Source organism: Muriicola sp. Z0-33 (assembly GCF_026126425.1).
Lineage (GTDB): Bacteria > Bacteroidota > Bacteroidia > Flavobacteriales > Flavobacteriaceae > JAFMPW01.
This window is the reverse complement of sequence record NZ_JAFMPW010000011.1, coordinates 137,826-161,351: the sequence shown is the minus strand read 5'-3', so window position 1 is coordinate 161,351 and position 23,526 is coordinate 137,826. Positions and strand designations below refer to the sequence as shown.

Below are 23,526 nucleotides of genomic sequence, written 5' to 3'. Positions count from 1 at the left end.
TTTGGGGAGTCTACAGGCAGTGCCACTGCCAATCCAACAGGAGGCGTAGCACCTTTTAGTTACAGCTGGGATAATGGTGAAACCACCCAGACAGCGACGGCGTTGAATGTAGGACTACATTCGGTGATGATCACAGATGCCAATGGGGCGCAAACCAGTTGTGAGATCACATTAACAGAACCTGCAGAATTGACATGCACCATTATGTTGGATAGTGGAATAACTATTAATGGATTAAGCGATGGCATGGCAACTGTTATGCCGGTAGGAGGTACGGCAGTGTATACCTATTTGTGGGATAACGGGGAGACTACTCAACAGGCTATTGCTTTAAGTGCAGGAACCCATAGTGTAACCGTTACCGATGTCAATGGTTGTGAGACCAGCTGCGAGATTTTAATACCAGAACCCGATGTATTGAGTTGTTCAATAGCACTGGAAAATGATGTCTTGTGCTTTGGGGAGTCTACAGGCAGTGCCACTGCCAATCCAACAGGAGGCGTAGCACCTTTTAGCTACAGCTGGGATAATGGAGAAAGCACCCAGACAGCGACGGCGTTGAATGTAGGACTACATTCGGTGATGATCACAGATGCCAATGGAGCAGAAACCAGCTGTGAAATAACAATTAATCAGCCCCCACCTCCAAATGCCGGAGAAGACAATGCAACATCAGTTTGTGAAGGAACTATAGTAGACCTTTTGCAATTGGTAAGTGAACCCGGAGGAACATTTACAGGAGCCGGAGTCAGTGGTACTTCATTTGATACTACAGGATTAACTCCCGGTACTTATGAAATCACATATACCGTTACTACTGGAAACAATTGCCCTGGAGACACTGCAACCATTAATATAGTAGTTGCAGAAGATGTTGTAGAACAGGCCTGTAAGGTAATGGACGTAGATTTCTGTAACCCGGATGAAGAACCATTCTATAGTTTTTACTGGGCGCAGATGCGTGCCCTGGGAGATAATGCTGAATTCTTTTCTCAGAATGCAACGCATACCTTAACCTTTACAGAATTTACCGACGGGACGGCCCTGATAGAAGGCGATGTTCAATCCGGAGCCTGTTCGGCCCAATTATATATTGCTTTAAAAGATAAAAAAGACTGGGCCACCTGGAGTGCCGATGGAGGAAACTTTAAACCACAGGGATGTGATCCTGATGCATTGGTCAAAGAAGCATTGAGGTATTACCTGGTAGACGGCACAAAAAGTTTTATTACTACCACCGGTGGAGATTGTCTTGAAGAAGGAACTTTTGTAGTAACCCAACGCCCGGATCCCTTCGATCTTAGTACACCAAATTTAGGCGTACATGCAGGACCAGGTGGTGCCCTTACAGATTCTGATACCTCTGCAGAAGGGGTAGCCGGATGGGCTTGGATGGGACCTCAGGGTGATGAACAGAAGTACCATATCGATTTCAATTTCCATATAGAATGTGAAGAACAAACCGAGTGTAAAATGGACAATGAGGTTTGTGATGGCGTTGATAATGATGGGGACGGACTAATAGATGAAGACCTACCTGATAGTGATCAGGATGGTATTCCGGATGGTTGTGATGTTTGTGAAGGCGGTGATGACAATCAGGATGCCGATGGTGATGGAATTCCTGATGCCTGCGATACCTGTCCTGATGGAGACGATTCGGCCGATGCAGACAATGACAATGTACCAGACAGCTGCGATGTTTGTGAACAAGGGGATGATAATTTAGATACAGATGGCGATGGTGTTCCTGATGCTTGTGATATTTGCGACGGTGATGATACCGTTGATACGGATCAGGATGGAGTACCGGATGCTTGCGATGTCTGCCCTGACGGCGATGATACCAAAGATGAAGATGGTGATGGAGTGCCTGATGATTGTGATGTATGTGCAGATGGTGATGACGGTATAGACACAGACGGCGATGGTATTCCTAACAGTTGTGATGTTTGTACAGATGGAGACAATAACCTGGATGCTGATAATGATGGCGTACCGGATGATTGTGATATCTGTGCACAGGGAGATGACAATGTGGACACAGACCAGGACGGCGTGCCTGATGCTTGTGATGTTTGTGAGGATGCTGATGATACTGCCGATGCCGATGGCGATGGGGTACCGGATGGATGTGATGTGTGTGCTCAGGGAGATGATAGTGCTGATGCAGATGGCGATGGTGTTGCGGATAGCTGCGATATTTGCGAGTTGGGCGATGACAATATAGATACAGATCAGGATGGGGTGCCAGATGCATGTGATATTTGTGCCCAAGGAGATGATAGTGCCGATGCCGATGGTGACGGAGTTCCGGACAATTGCGACATCTGTGAATTAGGTGATGATAATATAGATATGGACGGAGATGGAGTACCCTATGCATGCGATATCTGTCCGGCAAATGATGATAATACAGATACAGATCAGGATGGAGTGCCAGACGGATGTGATATTTGTGCCCAGGGTGATGATAATGTAGATACAGATGGAGATGGTGTTCCTGATAGTTGTGATGTTTGCGAACAAGGAGATGATAATGTGGATACAGACGGAGACGGCGTACCGGATAGCTGTGACATTTGTGAAGGCAATGACGACAATATAGATTCGGACGGCGATGGGGTACCAGATGGATGCGACCAATGTGAAGGCAACGATGATAGTGCAGACTTAGATGGTGACGGGGTAGCTGATGGTTGTGATATTTGTACTCAGGGTGATGACAATGTGGACTCGGATGGGGACGGCGTGCCCGATGCATGTGATATCTGCGATGGAGATGATAGTCTGGATGAAGATGGCGATGGTGTCCCGGATGCCTGTGATATCTGCGATGGAGATGATAGTGTGGATACAGATGGCGATGGAGTTCCAGACGCCTGTGATATTTGCGAGCAGGGTGATGACAGTGTAGATACAGACGGTGACGGTGTGCCCGATGCTTGTGATGTTTGTGAATTGGGAGATGATAGTTTGGATGAAGATGGTAATGGTATCCCGGATGCCTGTGATGAGGACGAAGAAGCCCCTCCTGCCGGTTGTCAGACTGCCTACGCGCGATACGCTGAAAGCAATAGTTGTTTTATTGATGATGGCTTAGGAGCCAACAGATGGGGATGGACCAATTATCTTCCTACTACAGGTATATTTGAACTGGATCTTTATTCTGGTGCAGGACAATGTGTAATTTCCAACGGTGAGAAGTCTGGGGATGTTTTAGTTACCTATGGCGATGGGGAGATTACTGTAACGATTAATCTTCTTAACGGGTTCACAATGACCGAGGCACAATTGTACATTGGAGATGCACCATATCCGTTAAAGAATGGCGACCCTACAGTGGCTTCAGGGCAGTTCCCGTACAAGGCTGAAAATCTCAACAATGTTACCAGCCACACTTTTGGCCCAATTGATGTAAGCAATGAAGGGGTTCATTTAATCCTTCATGCAGTTACCTGTGGATCTGCTATACCAACTATACCTGTACAACTTGTAACGGTACAACCGTACCATAAACGATTCGAGAATAGCATCGATTTGGAAATTACTACTCCTTACGATGCTGTGATAGATGTTCAGTTTATGGATGTGTCCGGTAAAGTGGTGATGAAGAAAAGAGCAGGTAATGTAACTAAAGGAAAGAATATGTTACCACTCAGAATTCACAGATTGGCTACTGAAGTACATATCATGACAGTGAATACAGGGAAAGAATTAATAAGACAAAAAGTGTATTTCCATAAATAGGATTGCATCTGTTGATTATTAATCCCTTAAATGAAAAAAGCCCTGACGAATCGTCGGGGCTTTTAGCATTAAGTAGTTGGTTATGTTTGATAAGATTTGGGACTACGAATATGGGATTATAGCGACGCAAAAAAAAAGAATAGTTGTAAAGCGTCTGAATTTGTATGTTAACCGTTTCAATTTTGATGTGTGATTTTCAGAGGGCTATAAATTTGGTGTCAAATTAAAATCCCTGCCGTGAATGGCAGGGATTTTATTAAAGCATTAGTCACTTCATTTTAGTTTTGTGTATCAGGGATCAATACACTATTCAATGCATGGATAACTCCGTTGGCAGCCTGCACATCTACCACAATAATTCCGTTGTTACCATTTCCGGCACCATCAGTTATATCAGCTATATTATCACCGGTTCCTGGGAGGTTAATGGTAACATTATCGCCTTCTAAAGTTGGGGCAGAAATTCCATCGGTTAAATCTGCAGAACGAATATTGCTATTGGCAATTACATGATGCTGAAGTACACTGGTTAATAATCCTTCTTCTATATCACTAACGCTGTTCCAATCTCCATTGGTATCAAGTAACGCCTGGAAGGCATTTGCTGTTGGGGCAAATACAGTGAACGGGCCATCACCAGAAAGTACACTTACGAAATCAGTTGCCGGGGTGGCGTCTGTAAGAGCCGTAACAAGGGGTGCAAAGGTAGGATCGGCAACAGCAAAAGTAACTACAGTAGGAATATCAATTACCGTATCTACAGCGTGTATCACACCGTTGGTTGCAACTATATCTGCAGCGGCTACTGTACTACTTCCATTGATAACTACTCCGTTATCTGTGTTGATATAAAGACTAAGGTTATCCCCGTCTGTATTTGTTGCGGCAGTAGAAACGTAAGAGTTGCTAAGATCTGCTGCGAAGGCAGCGGCACCAACAATTACATGATTAGATAAAATGTTTGCCAATTCATTATCATTCGGATTTGTGAATGCTGTAAAAGCTCCATTTACAGGTGCAAAAACCGTGAAGTCGGTTGTGCTTCCAGAAAGTAAATCTGTAAAAGTAGTATTGCCACCTGCTGTAAGTGCTCCCACCAATTCGGATAAATCCCCGTTGGCTAGTGCATGGTCTACTATCGTAGGCAACCCTATTACTCCATCAACAATATGGATAACCCCATTTGAGGCATCAATATCGGCCTGAATTACATTAGAAACACCATTAATACCAACACCGTTAGCAGTATCAATATATAAACTTAGATTATTATTTCCGGCTCCGGCTGTTGATAGTGAAGACACATAACCTGTGCTCAGGGCAGTAGATACGTTTTCCCCAGATACAACATGGTTAAGCAATACCTGTGTAAGCACATCAACGGGGACGTCTTCGAGCGTGGCAAAATTGTTAGCGGTCAGGAAAGCTTCAAATGCCACATTTGTTGGGGCAAAAACGGTAAACGGTCCATCGGCCTGCAGAGCGGTTACCAGGTCTGCTCTCTGAAGGGCAGCCACCAAATTACTAAGTTCGCCAGTTGCAATTGCCAGGTCCACGATATCGTTTTGTTCCATCGGTATAGGATCTTGGTCTTCATCATCATTTGAACAGGATACTGCCAGAAGAGAAAAGAAAACGACGGCATAAATGGGTAGGTACTTAAACATTACTTTTTTCATTGTTTTAGATTTATTGTTTAATAAAATTTAAAATATGTTGAACAAAATAAAAATTGGCTAAAAAATTTTCCATGAAGAGTTTGTTGCTTTTAAAACACATCATGGAATGTTATCTAATTCTCGACTTTAGGATGACGAAATTAAAGAGCGTTGCTTTTGTTTAATTATTATTAGTAAAAGTTTAACAAAAATTCGATGAAATGATAATAATGAGGTGAGTTTAATGGTAAATAATCACTCTTTAATTAAGTTGTAGTGGTTTGATAAACAATGATTTAACTAGGAGTAGTTATCAAATTAATGACCATATCCGTTCTAAAGATCAATCCGAAACGGGTTTTTGGGTAATACTAATTCATAAGATCTGGCAGTAAAACATTATTGACCAATCCGTGAATTACGCCATTGGAGGCCTGTATATCCTGTATGCCTACAATGCTTCCTTCATTACCCGAACCGTCGGTTATTTCCAAATTTCCATCATTATTCTGGAAAGTTATTTCATCACCTTCCAGTGTTGGCAGGGAACTGCCGAAACTAATTTCAGAAAGTCTGAAATTTCCATTAACTACATGATGCTCCAATACCTGAGCTAAAAATGTCTCATCCAAATCGCTGATCATCTCCCAATCATTATTAGTGGCAAGTAAATTTTCAAAAGCGTGCTCTATTGGCGCAAACAGCGTATAAGGTCCGCTTTCTTCAATGGCATCGGTAATATCAGAAAAGGGAGCTGCCAGGTCTAGGGCGGTTTTTAAAGTCTCAAAGTTCAGATCATTGGCCACAAAGGTGGCAATCGTTGGTAATTCAATAACAGCATTTACCTTGTGCATAATGCCATTGGCCGCCAAAAGATCTGCTTGTGTAACGGTGGAAATGCCGTTAAAAATGAGCCCGTTTACGGCATCAAAATATAAAGACAACTTGGATCCGATATCCGGGCCATCGGCTAGTGTTTGCAGATAATTGCGTTGCAAATTAACTAGAGGAGTGCTATCTACCTGTCCCAGGATGACATGATTTAGCAGCAGTTGGGTTAGGTCTTCCAGGGGCACATCGTTAAGGGTTGCATACCCCTTGGCACTTAAGAAGTTGCTGAATGCACTGTTAGTAGGTGCCAATATGGTGTATTTTGTACTCCCCTGAAAAGTGGAAATGAAATTAACCCGTTCAAGGGCTGCAGCCAGAGAGGAGAGTTCAGGATCTGAAATTATATTATCCGCCAGGGTAGTCTCTGGGATAGGCAGGGTATTGCCATCATCCAGATTGCAAGACAACATGCTGGTAAACACCAAAATCAGCATACAATTTTTGAAACTAAATAATCGATCCATAAAAATGAAATTTCATTTATAATTCATGTTATTACTTAAGATGAATTGAAACTAATATGGTTGCTTTTAATCAGGGCTTTTGGATTGTAGAACATCAGCATATGTTTAAGGCTTCTTAAAATGGCTGGCTTGCAATGGGTTTTTCGTATTTTTGCACTTTAAAACAAGTCATGAAAAAGGTAGTAATAGGACTTTCAGGGGGAGTAGACTCCAGTGTTGCCGCGTATCTCTTAAAAGAACAGGGATATGAGGTGATTGGTCTTTTTATGAAGAACTGGCATGATGACTCTGTGACTATTTCCAAGGAGTGCCCCTGGTTAGAAGATAGTAATGATGCCCTAATTGTGGCAGAAAAGTTGGGTATTCCATTTCAAACAGTTGATCTTAGCAAGGAGTATAAAGAAAAGATAGTAGACTATATGTTCCGGGAGTATGAAAAGGGGAGAACCCCCAATCCGGACGTACTATGCAACAGAGAGATAAAGTTTGATGTTTTCCTTAAGATTGCGCTTCAACTAGGTGCAGACTATGTAGCCACAGGGCATTATTGCAGGAAAGGGATTATAGATAATCCGGATGGTACACAGACCTATCAACTACTGGCGGGTAAGGACGGGAATAAAGACCAGTCTTATTTTTTATGCCAGCTTTCCCAGGAACAATTATCCAGAACATTGTTCCCGATTGGGGAATTATCCAAGCCCGAAGTACGCCAAATTGCTGCGGATAATAAATTAATTACGGCAGAAAAGAAAGATTCTCAAGGCTTGTGTTTTATTGGGAAAGTTCGCTTACCCGATTTTTTACAACAACAGTTAAAACCAAAAAAAGGAGTAATTGTAGAAGTTCCTGCTTCTATTCCACAATACCATCGCCCGGAAATAGAGTTTCTTTCCAAGGAGGCCGAGTTGGCCCATTATGCCGAAAAACCGGTATATGAAATTCACGACGGCAAGGTGGTAGGGGAACATCAGGGGGCTCATTATTTTACCATTGGTCAGCGCAAAGGTCTGGATGTTGGTGGCACAAAAGAACCGCTGTTTGTAATAGAGACCGATGTAAAAGAAAATATCATATATACCGGTCAAGGAAAACAACATCCGGGTCTTTACAGAAGAACCCTCTTTGTTTCAAATGACGAATTGCATTGGGTACGCCCGGACCTGGCTTTGGAAGTAGACCAGGGTATGGAGGTAATGGCCCGTATTCGTTACAGACAACCCTTGCAAAAGGCACGCTTGTATAAAATAGACAGCGGACTCTATGTAGATTTTGAAGAACAGCAAGCCGCAATTACAGAAGGGCAGTTTGTTACCTGGTATAAAGAAGAAGAGTTAATAGGATCTGGAGTTATCTCCTAATTTTCTTTTGTTAGGTATAATTCCCGGAAGAAAATTATATTCTGAAAAGCCACACAAGAGGTAGCCAATTCAGTATCTTATCCTTGGGATAAATAACAACTTTTATGCAGAACAGAATTACCGACCTTTTTAAAATTGAATATCCAATCATCCAGGCAGGGATGATATGGGCCAGCGGGTGGCGTTTGGCCTCTGCTGTATCTAATGCCGGAGGATTGGGATTAATAGGAGCAGGAAGTATGTACCCCGAAGTACTAAAGGAGCATATTGCCAAGTGTCAGCAGGCAACAGATAAACCTTTTGGTGTAAATGTTCCTATGCTATACCCGGAAATAGATAAACTTATTGATATTATTATACAATCCGGGGTAAAAGTGGTGTTTACTTCCGCCGGAAACCCCAAAACATGGACTACCCACCTAAAGGCCCATGGAATAACCGTGGTGCATGTGGTTAGTAGTGTAAAATTTGCAATTAAGGCCCAGCAGGCGGGGGTGGATGCCATAGTTGCAGAAGGTTTTGAAGCCGGGGGCCATAACGGACGAGACGAGACAACTACCCTGACCTTAATACCAGCGGTGAGGGAACAAATAAATATCCCATTAATTGCTGCAGGTGGTATTGCCACAGGTGCTGCCATGTTAGCTTGTATGATACTGGGCGCAGATGGGGTACAGGTGGGGAGCAGATTTGTAGCCAGTCCTGAAGCTTCTTCGCACCAGTTGTTTAAGGAAAAAGTAGTAGAGGCCAAGGAAGGGGATACCCATCTTACCTTAAAAGAACTGGCGCCAGTACGGCTCCTCAAGAACCAATTCTATGAGGAAGTTCAACAGGCCTATTCTAATTGCGCAACAACAGAGGATCTCAAGACACTTTTGGGAAAAGCCAGGGCTAAAAAAGGCATGTTCGAGGGTGATATGGAAAAAGGCGAATTGGAAATCGGGCAAGTCTCCGCTATAATTCACGATATTAAACCGGCCGCAGAAATTGTAAGGGATATGATGAAAGAATTTCAACTGGCCAGGGAAGCGGTCAGCAAGATGTCCTGATCGTAATCTTCCTTATTCAGTTAATTTTACTCTTAGTATATAACTGTCTGCTGTAATAAATAGTACAGATTTGTCTGCATTGAACGCACAATTAGAAGTAGCCCGTCCTGTTTTAATTTTTCCTAAAACCTCCCCTTCAGGCGTGAATATAAAAACCCCACCGGGCCCCGTGGCAAATATATTTCCGTTTCGATCTACCTTCAAACCATCAGGTAATCCTTTTTCAGTACCCACTAAATCAGTGGCATCGTAAAATAGTTTGCCGGAACCCAGAGTACCATCTTCCTTTATTTCAAAAACTTTCCAGATAGCCTGTTCCGGGTCAGAGTTGGCAACATAAAGTTGTTTACTGTCGAGTGAGAAAGCAATCCCATTAGGCCGTGTAAATTCTTTGGTCAAGAGGGTAAGTTCTCCTTCGGTATCTAACCGATAAACCCCTTGAAAATCTAATTCCTTTGCAGGATCATCCATTCGTTCTGGCAGGCCATAGGGAGGATCAGTAAAGTAAAGATCCCCATTATTTCTGTATGCAGCGTCATTTGGGCTGTTAAACCGCTTTTGGTTATATTCTGCTACCAAAGCGGTATATGATGGCTTAGGTGCGTCTAAGGTACTGTTCATTTTGGCCATGCGTCTTTCACCGTGCTGACATAGTACAAGCGCCCCTTCCGAATCTAGTAAAAGTCCGTTAGCTCCTGGCTCGCCTCCGGTAAAATTCTCCCCAAGAAAGCCCGAAGGTTCTAAATACACCTCAGCTTCTTTCCCTTCTTTCCAGACATATATGGCGTTTCGCGGAATATCGGTATAGAGCAGCATTTGCTGTTGTTCTACCCATAAGGGTCCCTCGGTCCAATAATGACCTTCAGCTAAAATTTCAATTTTGGCTTCCTTAGATACAATATCCCAGAGGGCTTCCGAATTAGCTGCAATACTAGCTCCTTCTAAAATGGGGTAAGTAATACTACTATTGTCCGTTTCTGGTACAACAGTTTCTTTTTTCTCCTTACAGCTCATTGCTATAAAAAAGACAGCAATTATCTTTATGTATTTCATAATAATTTAGACCAGTTTTGCTATAAAATTAATGTCAGGTAAATATTGTTAGGTTCTGGCTTAATATACTGAAGTGCTTAGTTCCACGTCTGCATCTGCCCAGGCCTTATTATATTCTTCCTTAACGGCTTTGGCTTCCTCCAGTTTACCCTGTGCTTTTAAACTCTGATACAAACCCATTAATGACCAGCCGTTTTGTCTAAGTACTTCCAGATCCTCTTTGTATATTTTTTCTGCCTCAGAGTATTTCTTGTCTTTCATGAGAATTGCACCCAAATTTTGCCTGGTGGGAATATGCCAGGCCGCAGGTTCGGTATAGGTTAAATTATCTTCCCCTTCAACAGCGCTTTTTAAATGTTCGGCAGCCTTGGACAGATCTCCATTAAGCGCGGCTAACTCCCCCGCTACCACCTCATATGCAATTTTCGCAATATTGGAAGACGGATTATGAGCTGTAGCAACAATATCTTCAAGATCAGCATCATCTTTCATCGCCCTGAGTGCATCTAACTCTTCCTGTGCTTCCTTGGCATTACCCTTTCTTATAAAAGCAATACCCCTGGCATAATGCCTTATCAGGTTGAGATGTTTAATTTCAGGATTGGGTGCAGGAATGGTGAGGATATCATTCCATTTGCCAAACCGGGTATATGCCAATAAGGGAGTGGAAGCAAAATCTTGCAAAAATGGCAGGGTAATCAATTCCCCGGTGGGCACTTTCTCGGCTGTTTTTTTTGCAGCATCAATAGCAATTTCACTAGAACCCAATAAGCTGGCAGCAGACCACAAGAAATGAATGTTATGAGGATAATACCCCAAAGGATACATCCCTTGCGAATAACATTGAGAAATATAGTCTTCGTCCGCAAGAATTGCAGCCTGGTTTGCGGTTACTGCATCTTTATAACGCCCCACACGAATGTATATATGTGATGGCATATGTACAATGTGCCCAGCAGCCGGCATCAAAGCTCCTAATTTATCGGCGCTTGGAACAGCAAGATCTGGTTTTGGTAATTCTACCATATGGATGTAATAGTGATGTGCTCCGGGATGATCCGGATTAATTTCCATAGCCTTTTCCAAAGCAGCTTTTGCCTCTGATATATTAGGAGAAGGATTCCCCTGAGCATCCCAATAGTTCCATGGTACAGTATTCATTACAGCTGCCGCATATAATACCTGAACATTAGCGTCTTCCGGGAATTTTTCCAAAACACCTTCCATGGCCTTCATGTAAGCCACATTAAGTTTAGCGACATCTGCTCCTAAATCCTCACTGTACCGAGAACTTAAGGCCTTTATTATTGCCTGCTCTTTTATGGTAGCATTTTTTGAATGTTTTACTGCTTTTGCAAGAGCTTCGTTGCATTTTGTTTTGCGCTCATCATCTGGCAAGGGATCATTAATATTGGGGCCTAAGGCGTAGGCCTGTCCCCAATAGGTCATCGCGGCATCCGGATCTAAACGGGATGCTTCCATAAAAGACCTGTGCGCTTCGGCATGGTTAAAGGCATATGTCAGCTTTAAACCCTGATTAAAAAAGGTCTGTGCAAGTGCTTCCCTGGTAGAAATAGCCGAATGCAGGTTACCCAAATTTTCGAATAATGGTGATATTTGTTTTGTGGTATCCACATCAGAAAGCAGGTATTTGGCTACTGTACATTTTATACTGCCAAAGGAGGCAGTCTGTATTTTTTTGGTGTCGTTTTCCCGGGATTTAGGAATTAAAAAAATAATTGCACATAGCAATACTGCTACTATTGCAAATTGAATTTTGGTTTTCATGGTATTGTTCTAAATATTAAACCTATTAAAAAACGGGGGAGCTACAGCCAGTAAATACAATAGCCCTGGCTTATACGGCTTACTAATATACTAAAATGTAATTTTTAATTTTTGCTTGGCCTAATTAATTTAAGACCGGTTACTATCGGAATATACCACTGCTTTATGCCTAGTTATTTTCATATGCAGACTTCATCAGATTGGAATATCCCCTGGCAATCATTCTGGATCTGTCTTCGTTCCAAACCTCGCACTGGGCGTTTATTATTTTGTCTCCAGCTTTAATTATAGTTCCTATAGCAATAATCGTCTCCCCTATACCGGCCTTGCTAAAATAGTCTACTGCCAGATTTACAGTAGTATATACATGTGATTTATCAAGGGTAAATACCGTGGCCCCAACTATTTCGTCTATTATGGCCGCAGTGGTTCCACCGTGCAAAATCTTCAGTGGATTGGTCATTTCCTCAGTCACCACATAGGAGAATTCCAGATGTCCTTCTTCAACCCTCAGCACTTTTGCGTTTAGCCCATTAATCAATGGGGAAGGGGAAGACAGAACCTCCTTTCCAACAGAGGCTTTTAAGTACGCTAATATTTTATTCATGGGTTCAGGAAATTGGTATTCGTTAAATTAATCCTTTTCAGTGAAACCTATCAAAAAAAGGACGGAAACAAATTGCAGGAATCCCATTTAAATATATGTAGATACGAAATTTATATTTTCTGATAGACTTTACTTTTTTTATTGCCAGATGCTCCCCTTTTGGTACTTCTGGTTAGGGTAATATCGCCATTGGCTTTTAGTTCAAAGTGCAACTTATCTTCCATGCCCGCTGGCATACCACTATAAGCAAATTCGTTATTGCCAATATATTGGTAGTACTGACCAAAAACTTCATTTTTTTTGCAAAGCAATCCATTGTGTTCAAAGAAGGTAAGTTTACCACCTTTGCCTTCCGGATTATAGGTTCCGGTAATCTTATCAATGGCACTGAAAGACGCTTTCAATTCGTCATTCATATTACAGTCAAAAGAGACCTGTTTTACTCCATTTTTGTCCTTGACCTCTAAAATCCTGTTTTTGGCGGCAACATCGGCCGAGGAATCATCAGATTTCAGATAGGGATCCCCAACAAAGTAGATCTGCGTAATAAGGCTTTGATATCCCGGTGCAGAAATTAGCAAATGAAAATGTGCAGGTCTGTAATTTCCGCCGCCTGCATCATAAGGCACTGGCATCTGAGTGGTAAACTCGTATTTGCCATTTTCGTCGCAATAAGTGGTGCCTCTATACCTGAATTCATCGGTTTCATTATCGTACACTTCTGTGGCCGAACAGTGCCATAATTCAACCTTAGCACCGACATAGGGCGTGGTGCAATCTTTATGTCTGATGATTCCTGAGAGTTGGGTCAATTGCCCGGGTGCTCCTTCAACGACCAGGTTGTTCCTTTCCGGACTGCCTGGCCGGTAAAACGGACCAAGGATATCAGAAGTGGTTTCACAGTCTCCGACGTACGACTTGCCATTGTATTTGATAAATCCCGTAGTGCTTACGGCTACTGCTGCCAGGCCGCTTAATCTGGTAAATGTTCTTCGTTTCATTTTGGTTGGTTTTAGTGGTTGCTGTTATCGGAGGGAATTAAAAGATAATGATTTAATTCCGAAGATTAACATCTATAGCTGCTATATCCTGGCAACCTACACACATTATTATACACTCAAATATTTCCAAAAGACCGCTATAGTTAACAATAGCACCGTACAAAACTCTAAATACTTATTCTTTTAAATTCGCTAAAAATTCAATTAAGTCACGCAGTTCCCTTTTGGTGATCAAACGCCCCATTGCCGGCATGGCAGAAGGCATGTTTTCGCGCTTTGCAATGCGGTTCAAGGCTATTTCCAGGGGCTCTGCGTCTGAGGTCCTCAGTATTATTTCATGATCGCCTTCAGCCACAAGGAGGCCACTCACTTCCTGTCCGTCAGTTAGGGTGAGTTGCACGGAGCCGTACCCTGGCGCCAGACGCGTACCTGGTTCAATAAGCGATTCCAGTAATTGTTCCCTGCTAAGTACATTGGCAATATTATCTAAAGGTGGCCCAACGGTACCTCCTGTACCTCCAAGGGCATGGCATCTAACACACTGGGCCGTTGGGTTATTCTGGAACACGAAATACCCTTGTCTCCTGTTACCACCATAAAGTGTTTCTTCATATGCTTCTACGGTATGCCCTCCTTTCTTTAATGCGCCCAACTGGGCAATCAGTGGATCTGAAGTTGTTGCCTCTACGGCCTCAATAAGATCCAAGATAATCCCTTGTTCTAACTGATCGCGACCGGCTCTTTTTATCAGATCGCTAAGAACAGATTCACTTTTGCTTATTGGCATATCACCAAGAACGCCTAACATTCTTTGCTGTTCCCTGGTAGAACCGGTATTAAAAATTGGCCTTACAATACCAAGTAGCTCGGTTTTATTGATATCTAATTGAGGAATAAGCCCCAGGGCAGCGGCCCTGACCCCCTGGTCTTTATCTCTCATTCCCTTCTGCATTACAGCAGCTATTTGGTCATAATTGAGACTCCCCAACGTTTCTAGTACAGCCGACCTGACGGCGGCAGATTTGTGGGTGTCAAAGATTTTATTGAGTGCTGAGTTAAAACCATCAATCCCCAGATTGCTCAACACCTTGGTGACCCCAATGATCATGTTTTCATCCTGATCTCTAAGGAATTCGGGTATATCACCTTCAATCTTTTGCTTAACAAGGAGAGAATCTCTTTTTATTTCACCCCGTAATCGGCCATCAACCCTATCTAGCACGGAAGGGGAAGCCCAACTTCCAATAGTGGCCAATGCTTCACCCCTTAGATTTCCCGAGATATCTTTTCTTTTTGCAAAATCAATGAGATTGGTAAGTTCTGTATCACCGCCAACTCGTAGTGCTGCATTTATACTTCTCCTAAGAACAGGTTCTGAACTAAATCTTGTCTGGGTGAGCAAGGATGCTAACTGAGGCAATGCTGCTTCTATAGACCAATCGTCATTAATTGCCCTGGCTGCTTCTGCTACAATGTACTCCTCTTCATCATTTAAGAATTCTGCCACGCCGGGATGTTGAAGTCGTCTTAATACCAATACTGCCGCTATTCGCAGACTGCGATCTTCATTGTTTACAAGTGCTAACATAGGCGCATCCTCTCCAATTCTGCTTAGCGCCAAAACTGCAGCATGTCTCAGGTATACGTCTTCATCATTATTGGCTACAATAAGATCTAACAAAGGTTGCAATGCCTCTTTGTGTTTGATTCTGCCGAGTGCCTGGGCTGCGAAAAATTGCACTCTGGGATTTTCATGCTTCAATAGGGGTAAAAGTAAAGGCCCGGAATCTTCATTTCTTACATCGCCCAGGACCTTGGCTGCCTGTGCGATAATTTCGGGATCCTGATCGGACAGAAGATCCAGTAAGGGATCTGCTTTTCCTGGTTTATTATCCGCAATCTGACCTATACCCCATATGGCATGTATTCTGGCCAGTTGATGCGTTTCTTCTTCAATCACATTTTTGAGCGCTCTATACCCCCAAAATGTTCTTGTGGCCAATTCAAATTGGGCTTTTTGCCGGATGCGCATATCGGGGTATTTTAAGTACCCTACCAGGGCATCGGTGTCCTGATCTTTGTAATTCAGGGTCATGAGTCTTTCTGTCTCTTTCCTTTCTTCTTCCAGATCTTTTTTATCTTCTTCCACATCCAGTTTCCATACCCTTCCGTAGTTTTTGGTTCCCCAGCCATTCACCCAGTCTGCCAGATATAAAGCGCCATCCGGGCCAAACCTAATGCCGGTTGGTAATACTCCGCTTAGTACATCGGTTTCATTATCCAGTTCAAAAGAGGCCCCTTTAGGTTTTAGTCCAAAACTCCAGATATGCGACCTGTTGGGATCTCCTATAAATTCTACCAGAAAGAACTGGTTTAACCAATCTTTTCCCAGCGCTGTTCCCGGGTTGTACACCATTCCTGTTGGGCCGTTGTGATAATTTTGTATAGGTGGAATAATGTAAGCTGCCTGTCCTTCCCAACGCGGGAGGTACAGCTTTTCATCCATCCAAACTTTGTAACTATTATTCTTTGGATCTGTGTATTTTCCATACTGCCAATTGGCACGCCAACCGGCATCAGAACCTTCAACGATATGTACTAGTCGTTCACTTTCACCCCTGTGATCACCATCATTGTCCGAAGAGATAAGGTTCCCATAGGCATCAAATACAAACTCATGGGTGTTTCTGAGGCCTCTGGCATAAACTTCAAAATTGCTCCCATCCGGGTTACACCTTACTATCATTCCCTGGTTTGGATAATGGTGTTTACTACCATCAAGAGCGGTAATGCTGGCACCGATATCCCCAATACCCCAATATATTTTACCGTCCGGGCCTTCAATAACTCCAGACATTCCATGGGCTCCAAATCCAATATGTACTGCAAAGCCATGGGCAAGAGATTTCTTAGTGTCCATTACACCATCTCCATTCGTGTCCCACAAACGCCACATATCCGGACCAATACCAACAAACATATCATCATCGCGAACCAGAAGAGCTCCTGCGACATCAGTAATCTCCTCATTAAAATCTTCTAAAATCCTGGTGGAAATATCTGCAATCCCGTCGCCATCCCTATCCTGGATTTTCCAGACTTCGTCTTTCTCTACGGTAAGGTCTTTCCAGTCGTGAATACTATCGTTGTTCAGATCTGGAAACCACTCATTTTCCTCACTCTTTTCGGGGGCGAATGTTTCCCTAAGAAATGCCCTTCTGTCCTCAACAGTTTGCAACGAAATTGACGGTGTCATCCACTCGCGGTATCCCCTGATATCAAATTCGGAGTTTTTCTGGCGGTTAGTTCTGGTTACATATAGACTGCCCTCATCGTCTATGCTTAATGCGATGGGATCGGGTGCCAATGAATCTGAGGCCCATAAGCTGAGGGTTAAGCCCTCTGCAATTTTTGGTGCAATATTTCCCCTGCTTTCCAATGCTAAATTCCTGGCTGTTATTGAATCTTGTTCTTTGGCCAATGGTATTTCTATTGGAATATCCGACTTCCTGTTGCAGGAAATCGCAATAAAAGCAATTACAATTACTAAATAACTGAGGAGATTCCGTTTTCTGATGTTCATCTTTTTGGATTTGTTAGGTTGTGATCTTCTTGGTCTGTACTTCTGGTTAAAAAGGATGATTATATTATTTTCCACTAATGCTGAGTATGTTTTCCAGATGGGTATTAAAATTTCTGAAGGTACCGGCTAGTTTTACTATTTGTTGCTGTGCCTCTTCCCAGGCTTCCTGTTCTATTGCTTCTCTGACAGCGGGTAGTGTTTTAACTCCATATCCGGTATAAAATCCGGGGGCATAGATCTGATGTTTATACCAACCTCTTCTGGGCAAACCGCTATCATCTGTCAGGGTTTGCTCGGATTTTAATAAAAGGGCATTCAGCTCCGACCGTTGCTTTGCCGGGAGTTCATTGAAATTTTTAAGCGAGATGGCATGGATACTTTTTTCTAGGACAGCCAGTTGATTTTGCAAAGGCGAAAAATCCAGGTAGGGAACTGAAGCTTTTTTGGCCGGTGGGGTAAAAGGCTTAGTAGGGTCTGCCGCCAGTTGAAATACATTTTTTTCCAAAAGGCTATTGTGTTTATCGGCTTCCTTTCTCATTTTGTCGCACTGCGTCATAATTTCTTCCAGATATTCGGAAACAGTACTGTGCCACTGTTTAAACTCAAATGGCAATACATCTGCATTGGCCAGTCTTAGTACAATTCTTCCGGCGGTTTTGGCCAGGGTAGCTCCGTAGGCTAATTCCGGATCTTTAAACCTTTTATAATGTGCATAAGTATCGTAAATAGTGTGGTATTCACCTCCGGCATTTTCACCCCCAAAACCTAAATTCAAGGATGCAATTCCAGCATGTTGAATAAATGGGGTATAGTCCGAGCCAGAACCAAGGGCATATAATTCAAATTTATCATTCCCACCATTAGTGAGATCTCTAGCTATTCTTCGCTCCTTTACGGATACGTTCTTTTGCGGGTCAATAACCGCTTCTGCAACTTCTGATACCATGGCCTGCAAACTATGCGAACCTCCGGAGCTGAGAAAACCTCTGCCGTTTCCATCTGTATTAATATAGGCTACCGCTTTTTCCTGCAATTCCTGTTTGTGATCCTCTACCCATTCAGTAGAACCAATTAAGCCGGGTTCTTCAGCATCCCAACCACAGTACACCAGCGTCCTTTTAGGACGTTGTCCGTTCTTTGCCAATTCGCCTATGGCTCTGGCTTCTTCCATTAGGGCTACCATCCCACTTACCGGATCTGCAGCTCCGTGCACCCAGGCATCGTGATGATTTCCCCGTATTACCCATTGATCGGGAAAATCTGTTCCCTTTAATTTTGCAATGACATTATAGGCAGGTTGTAGTTGCCAGTCGAATTCTAGTTTTAGATGCACTTTAGCCGGGCCGGGGCCAATATGATATGTTATTGGGAGGCCTCCCTTCCATGCATTAGGGGCCACAGGCCCTTCAAGCGCTTTCAAAAGAGGTTGTGCGTCTTCATATGAAATGGGTAAAACAGGTATTTTGGTAATTGTGGGTGCTTTGCTGCGTTCTAATCTTTTCGCATCCTTGGTAGCTGCATATCCGGGGGTGAGCACATCACCCGGGTACAGAGGCATATCCATTACAGATCCGCGTTGAACACCCGTCTTATTTTTAAATGCTCCTTTAGGGTAAACATCCCCCATTACATAGCCATCATCTTTGGGGTCCGAATAAATAATGCAGCCAATAGCACCTTTCTCGGCGGCTAGTTTGGGTTTTATCCCTCTCCAGGAGCCGTAGTACTTGGCAATAACAATTTTGCCTTTAACGTCTATCCCCCGACGCTCTAATTCCTCATAATCTGCCGGGATGCCATAATTTACAAAAACCAATTCTGCTTCTACATCTCCATCGGTAGAGAATGCATTGTAACTGGGAAGTAAAGCGCTACCCTGCTCGGTATAAGTATCCCCTTCAACGGGTACAGCGGTTAATTTAGCAGTATAGGAAGTAGGAGACTTCAGCTCTAGCACCCGAATTTTTGGATAGGGAAAAAGAACATAATAGGTGGCTATTTCTGTGTCATATCCCCATGATTTAAATTGCTTGGCCATCCAATCAACATTTTTTTTGCCATATTCTGTACCTACCCAATGCGGTTCTGCAGACATTCGTTTCATCCAGGCATCTAAATTGGTTGTTGAAATTTTATCTTCGAAAGCCTTTTCCAATGACAGTTGTTTGGAAGTATTGGCCGTTTTAAAACCAATTATTTTCTGGGCCTGACAGGGGGTTAAAAGAAGTATTAATAGAGCAGTAAAAATGAAATGCTTCATAGGGTTAGATTTAAGCCCATCAAGATAGCATTTTTTAAATGTTTAACGGTAATTGTTACCGGTCAAAATACTGCTTATACAATTTTTTAACCATGGCGGTGTTCAGGGGTTTATTCATAAATCCATCAATAAGAGGATTAGCCCTGGCTTTGGACATTTGCTCAGGACTTAATGGAGCGGTAAGCATCAAAATTAATTTAGCTGCCTGCTGCGATTTCTCTAATAACTGATAGTTTTCCAGGAATTTCCAACCATTCATAACAGGCATATTTATATCCAGTAGAATAAGATCTGGTTTCGGAAAATATCCTTTATCTCCCGATTGTAAATATTCCAGCGCTTTGAGACCGTTTTCGACGCTCACAATTTCCTTTGGACCAACAAATTGTTTAAGCAGCGTTTCATGAATGAAATTGGTAGGGCTGTCATCATCTACCAGTAAAATACAATCAATGGCCTGCTTCATAATATTTGTTTACAAAAGCCCTCTGGCTTTAATTTCAAGATATTTGTTAATGGTCTTTAGCGTAAGATCCTGGGGTTTGGTAAGGATGGTTTGTATGCCATGCCTTTTTAACTCATTGACTATAAGTTTTTTCTCATAGACGAATTTTTCAGCAATAGTTTGCTGAAATATCTGATGTACAGTATCGGCCTTCTTTTCCGCAAAGGCGGTAAGCTCTGTATTTTCAAAGAAGATTACAACCAGTAGGTGTTGTTTACTTATAGCAAGTAAATAGGGGAGTTGGCGGTGCAGGCTATCTAACGTTTCAAAATTGGTATAAAGTAATAATAGGCTTCTGTGGGTAATATGGCGTTTTATATCTATATATAACCGGCTGAAATCACTTTCAACAAATCCGGTTTGTAAATTGTAAAGGGTTTCAAGGATTATGTTCATTTGAGAGCTTCGCCGATCTGCCACAACCCTGTTTTCTACGCCATTGCTAAAAGAGAACATTCCTGCCTTATCCTGTTTTTTTATAGCAATATTGCTAATAACGAGGGTAGCATTAATGGCATAATCCAGCAGGCTTAATTCTTCGAAGGGCATTTTCATTACCCTACCTTTGTCTATTATAGAATATATGGGTTGCGATTTCTCATCCTGATATTGATTCACCATCAACTGGCTTTTCTTGGCGGTGGCCTTCCAGTTTATGTTGCGAATATCGTCGCCCTGTACGTATTCCTTAATCTGTTCAAATTCCATGGTATGTCCTATACGTCGGATCTTTTTGAGGCCATATTCGAACAATCTATTGGTGAACGCCATCAAATCGTACTTTCGAAGCTGCAAAAAAGAAGGGTATACCGGTACTTCCTGAGCCTTGTCAAAACTGTACTTTCTAGCCAGCAACCCAAGGGGTGATGTGGCAAAAACAATCAGATTACCAAAGGCATATAACCCGCGCTCTGTAGGCCGTAACTCATAACGAAAAAATTTATTCTCTTTTACCTTCAAAGCTGTTTTAATTTCAAAATCTCGTTTCTGAAATTGATGGGGGATTTCGTCAATTATTCTTGTCGCTGTTCTAAAAGAATAGCTGTTAATAAGCCGGATTTTAATTTCATTTATATCGCCGTTCGAAAGTTTCTCCGGTACAATTCGCTCACCAGAAATGCCCTTTTTTTGAGAATAAATAAGAAGAGCGTCGATAAGGGTTAAGGTAATAAACAGGTAGAATACAAAGGTGACCACTCCAATTAGATTGGGATAAATATATGATATCACAAATCCAATTATAATAAGGATGAGAACGACAAAGAATCGTTCTTCCAAATAGGTATTTTTAAAGAGTTGTTTCATTCCTAGTTGCTGTACACCATCTTACCTTGGCACTTCAATGCTATCTACTATTTGCTGTATAACTTTTTCCGCTGTAAATCCTTCCATTTCCCTTTCCGGGGTAAGGATGATCCTGTGGCATAATATGGGTGCCGCCACCTTTTTAATATCGTCCGGGGTGATAAAGTCCCGTCCCTGTATTGCTGCAAGGGCTTTTGAAGCTTCCATAATTGCAATAGAAGCTCTTGGGGAAGCCCCCAGATATAAATTGGCATTGGTACGTGTATCGTCTACTATGGCAGCAATATATTTTAGCAAATTGTCTTCTATCAAAACCTGCCTTATAGCTTTTTGATACTCTGCAATCTCATCAGCGGTGAGTACAGAACTGATCAGGGAAGCAATTTCAGAACTTTTTTGCTGATGTTTACTTTCCAGTATTTTCACCTCTTCTTCCAGGGAAGGATATTTTACATTTATTTTAAAAAGAAACCGGTCCAATTGGGCTTCTGGCAATCTATAGGTGCCTTCTTGCTCTATGGGATTCTGAGTGGCAAAAACAAGAAATGGTGGCTCCATTTGATAGCATACACCATCTATGGTAATCTGCCTTTCGGCCATGGCTTCGAATAACGCTGCCTGGGTTTTGGCCGGCGCCCTGTTTATTTCATCAATTAAAATGATATTAGAGAATATCGGGCCTTTTTTAAATTCAAATTCAGAGGATTTTACATTAAACACAGAAGTACCCAAAATATCACTGGGCATTAGGTCTGGCGTAAATTGTATCCTGCTAAAGTCAACGTTCATGGTCCTGGCCAGTAATTTTGCGGTAACGGTTTTGGCAACTCCGGGAACTCCTTCAATCAATGAATGCCCGTCGGCCAAAATTGAAATTATCAGTAACTCTATCATATCATCCTGACCAATGATGACCTTACCTATTTCTTGTTTAATCTCGGACACTGCTGTCTGTAGTTTGCCCAAATCTATTCTATTGCTGAAGGATAAGGGATTATTTTCCGCGGGTTTTGACTGTTCTTGTTCCTGATTTTCTTCCATATAATTATTGCTTAAATGATGCTATTTTTTTGTTTAATGCTATAAGGTCCTTTTCGGTATGTGAGCTCTTGTTTTTAAGGTAAACAATGTGCTCTAACAGGGCCTTAGTTTCTATTAATGATTTCCCGGACTTTGCCGCCAGGTCTGCTGCTGTTTTTTCTGTGATTGTACTGGTATTCAGATAATAATGACTTCTTACGAATTCCAGAAAATAATTCAATTTTTTAGTAATAAGATTGGTATAATTTCTATGCTGGTAATATAACCCACCGACCGTTTTTGCGAAGTCGACCGAAGTGTTGGGCAGGGGATCAATAATCGGAATTATCCTTTGTTCGCGTTTTGCTTTGAAAATGACAAAAATCAGCAGCCCGATAATAGTGAGGTAATAAGCCCACTTTAATGCCTGCTGATTTAAAACAAAACGCATAGGTGAGGTGATAATAATTCTCCCGGCTTTTTCATAGGCATCCCAAATTACATTTTGGCGTTTTAAATAAGACAAGCTATTGGCGGCGTATTGCTGATTGTTATTCAATAGATAGTAGTTAGTATATGCCTGTGGAAGGGTATTTAAATAAAAATGCCCTTCCCCAAACTTCACTTTGATAAAATTCACTTCCTTTCTGGTGGTATTTCCACCATTGATAAAATCATTGCCATTGAACTGTAAACCACCCAGTATGGTAGTGTTTAGCGTATCAATTCTGGTAAAGTGCGTTTTGTAATGGCCCCTGTCCATATAATATATTTCATTGGCAAAGGCAGCATTGGTGAAATTGAGCGATATGGTATCTTGTTGAACGGCATATTCTGAATATACTTCAAGATTTAAAGTATCAGATAAAGGATTACCAAAAAATGATGCGGCCATAAATACATCATTTCCACTATCCACGAATTCTAACAAGCTGTTGGTCTCCTGCTCATCAAAGTTAAGGGCTGAATTAATAAAAATGTAACTGGCATTCACGATGGTATCCCGTTCAAACAAAACATTAAAAGGCGTTTCTTCCGCCCTTTTAATTTCTGCTTGCGGAAAGAGATTTGGGAGTTCTTGGAAGAGGACATAGCATCCAAATGGTATCTTATCATTGGCCGTATAAGAAGGCCGCCAATTTAGCGGTTTTGGTTTCACTACCTCTGTCACAATGATCCCCAGGAGCACTGCAATAAAAAGGCCGATAATAATTTTTGTGCGTCTGTCCAA

14 protein-coding genes and 1 pseudogene are annotated in these 23,526 nt (G+C 42.2%); 3 read left to right on the top strand and 12 right to left on the bottom strand.

Going from position 1 to position 23,526, the window contains the following annotated elements; genetic code table 11:
* Positions 1–3,750 (top strand): annotated as a pseudogene (locus J1G40_RS14900) (hypothetical protein); the annotation flags it as partial.
* Positions 3,751–4,028: 278 nt separating this feature from the next.
* Here the strand turns inward: J1G40_RS14900 and J1G40_RS14895 are convergent.
* Positions 4,029–5,429: a fasciclin domain-containing protein gene (locus J1G40_RS14895; RefSeq protein WP_265243450.1), complete on the bottom strand. Its 1,401-nt coding sequence runs from the start codon at positions 5,427–5,429 to the stop codon at positions 4,029–4,031.
* 350 nt (positions 5,430–5,779) lie between these two features.
* Positions 5,780–6,763: a fasciclin domain-containing protein gene (locus J1G40_RS14890; protein WP_265243449.1), complete on the bottom strand. Its 984-nt coding sequence runs from the start codon at positions 6,761–6,763 to the stop codon at positions 5,780–5,782.
* A 170-nt stretch (positions 6,764–6,933) separates the two neighbouring features.
* Here J1G40_RS14890 and mnmA point away from each other — a divergent pair, with 170 nt between their 5' ends.
* Both mnmA and J1G40_RS14880 read left to right on the top strand, forming a co-directional pair.
* Entirely contained in the window at positions 6,934–8,124 is a 1,191-nt protein-coding gene (mnmA, locus tag J1G40_RS14885; protein WP_265243448.1) for a tRNA 2-thiouridine(34) synthase MnmA, read from the top strand.
* Between the two features lie 104 nt (positions 8,125–8,228).
* A complete protein-coding gene (locus tag J1G40_RS14880; protein ID WP_265243447.1) occupies positions 8,229–9,173 on the top strand; it encodes an NAD(P)H-dependent flavin oxidoreductase in 945 nt (314 codons plus the stop codon).
* 12 nt (positions 9,174–9,185) lie between these two features.
* Here J1G40_RS14880 and J1G40_RS14875 read toward each other — a convergent pair whose 3' ends face one another.
* The 10 genes from J1G40_RS14875 to J1G40_RS14830 all read right to left on the bottom strand — a co-directional run bounded on the left by J1G40_RS14875 (position 9,186) and on the right by J1G40_RS14830 (position 23,526).
* Positions 9,186–10,226, bottom strand: coding sequence for an SMP-30/gluconolactonase/LRE family protein (locus J1G40_RS14875; RefSeq protein ID WP_265243446.1), 1,041 nt, complete (start codon positions 10,224–10,226; stop codon positions 9,186–9,188).
* Between the two features lie 60 nt (positions 10,227–10,286).
* The gene (locus J1G40_RS14870) at positions 10,287–12,014 is read right to left on the bottom strand and encodes a hypothetical protein (protein ID WP_265243445.1); all 1,728 of its coding nucleotides are present in this window, start codon (positions 12,012–12,014) and stop codon (positions 10,287–10,289) included.
* 169 nt (positions 12,015–12,183) lie between these two features.
* A complete protein-coding gene (locus J1G40_RS14865; protein ID WP_265243444.1) occupies positions 12,184–12,621 on the bottom strand; it encodes a PaaI family thioesterase in 438 nt (145 codons plus the stop codon).
* Positions 12,622–12,731: 110 nt separating this feature from the next.
* Positions 12,732–13,622 carry a hypothetical protein gene (locus J1G40_RS14860; protein WP_265243443.1) on the bottom strand — a complete coding sequence of 297 codons (891 nt, stop codon included), beginning with the start codon at positions 13,620–13,622 and terminating at the stop codon, positions 12,732–12,734.
* Between the two features lie 175 nt (positions 13,623–13,797).
* A complete protein-coding gene (locus J1G40_RS14855; RefSeq protein ID WP_265243442.1) occupies positions 13,798–17,205 on the bottom strand; it encodes a HEAT repeat domain-containing protein in 3,408 nt (1,135 codons plus the stop codon).
* 64 nt (positions 17,206–17,269) lie between these two features.
* Complete coding sequence (locus J1G40_RS14850) at positions 17,270–19,465, bottom strand: M28 family metallopeptidase (RefSeq protein ID WP_265243441.1); 2,196 nt, start codon at positions 19,463–19,465, stop codon at positions 17,270–17,272.
* A 55-nt stretch (positions 19,466–19,520) separates the two neighbouring features.
* On the bottom strand, positions 19,521–19,931 hold the full coding sequence (locus J1G40_RS14845) for a response regulator (RefSeq protein ID WP_265243440.1): 411 nt from the start codon (positions 19,929–19,931) through the stop codon (positions 19,521–19,523).
* A 9-nt stretch (positions 19,932–19,940) separates the two neighbouring features.
* Positions 19,941–21,275 carry a DUF58 domain-containing protein gene (locus tag J1G40_RS14840; RefSeq protein ID WP_265243439.1) on the bottom strand — a complete coding sequence of 445 codons (1,335 nt, stop codon included), beginning with the start codon at positions 21,273–21,275 and terminating at the stop codon, positions 19,941–19,943.
* A 21-nt stretch (positions 21,276–21,296) separates the two neighbouring features.
* Positions 21,297–22,316: an AAA family ATPase gene (locus J1G40_RS14835; protein WP_265243438.1), complete on the bottom strand. Its 1,020-nt coding sequence runs from the start codon at positions 22,314–22,316 to the stop codon at positions 21,297–21,299.
* 4 nt (positions 22,317–22,320) lie between these two features.
* The gene (locus tag J1G40_RS14830) at positions 22,321–23,526 is read right to left on the bottom strand and encodes a DUF4350 domain-containing protein (protein WP_265243437.1); all 1,206 of its coding nucleotides are present in this window, start codon (positions 23,524–23,526) and stop codon (positions 22,321–22,323) included.

Bases quoted from the DNA above. Each gene is read 5' to 3' on its own strand.
- J1G40_RS14895 (WP_265243450.1), bottom strand. From the start codon at position 5,429: ATGAAAAAAGTAATGTTTAAGTACCTACCCATTTATGCCGTCGTTTTC.
- J1G40_RS14865 (WP_265243444.1), bottom strand. From the start codon at position 12,621: ATGAATAAAATATTAGCGTACTTAAAAGCCTCTGTTGGAAAGGAGGTT.
- J1G40_RS14880 (WP_265243447.1), top strand. From the start codon at position 8,229: ATGCAGAACAGAATTACCGACCTTTTTAAAATTGAATATCCAATCATC.
- J1G40_RS14860 (WP_265243443.1), bottom strand. From the start codon at position 13,622: ATGAAACGAAGAACATTTACCAGATTAAGCGGCCTGGCAGCAGTAGCC.
- J1G40_RS14870 (WP_265243445.1), bottom strand. From the start codon at position 12,014: ATGAAAACCAAAATTCAATTTGCAATAGTAGCAGTATTGCTATGTGCA.
- J1G40_RS14890 (WP_265243449.1), bottom strand. From the start codon at position 6,763: ATGGATCGATTATTTAGTTTCAAAAATTGTATGCTGATTTTGGTGTTT.
- J1G40_RS14840 (WP_265243439.1), bottom strand. From the start codon at position 21,275: ATGAAACAACTCTTTAAAAATACCTATTTGGAAGAACGATTCTTTGTC.
- mnmA (WP_265243448.1), top strand. From the start codon at position 6,934: ATGAAAAAGGTAGTAATAGGACTTTCAGGGGGAGTAGACTCCAGTGTT.
- J1G40_RS14875 (WP_265243446.1), bottom strand. From the start codon at position 10,226: ATGAAATACATAAAGATAATTGCTGTCTTTTTTATAGCAATGAGCTGT.
- J1G40_RS14835 (WP_265243438.1), bottom strand. From the start codon at position 22,316: ATGGAAGAAAATCAGGAACAAGAACAGTCAAAACCCGCGGAAAATAAT.
- J1G40_RS14850 (WP_265243441.1), bottom strand. From the start codon at position 19,465: ATGAAGCATTTCATTTTTACTGCTCTATTAATACTTCTTTTAACCCCC.
- J1G40_RS14855 (WP_265243442.1), bottom strand. From the start codon at position 17,205: ATGAACATCAGAAAACGGAATCTCCTCAGTTATTTAGTAATTGTAATT.
- J1G40_RS14845 (WP_265243440.1), bottom strand. From the start codon at position 19,931: ATGAAGCAGGCCATTGATTGTATTTTACTGGTAGATGATGACAGCCCT.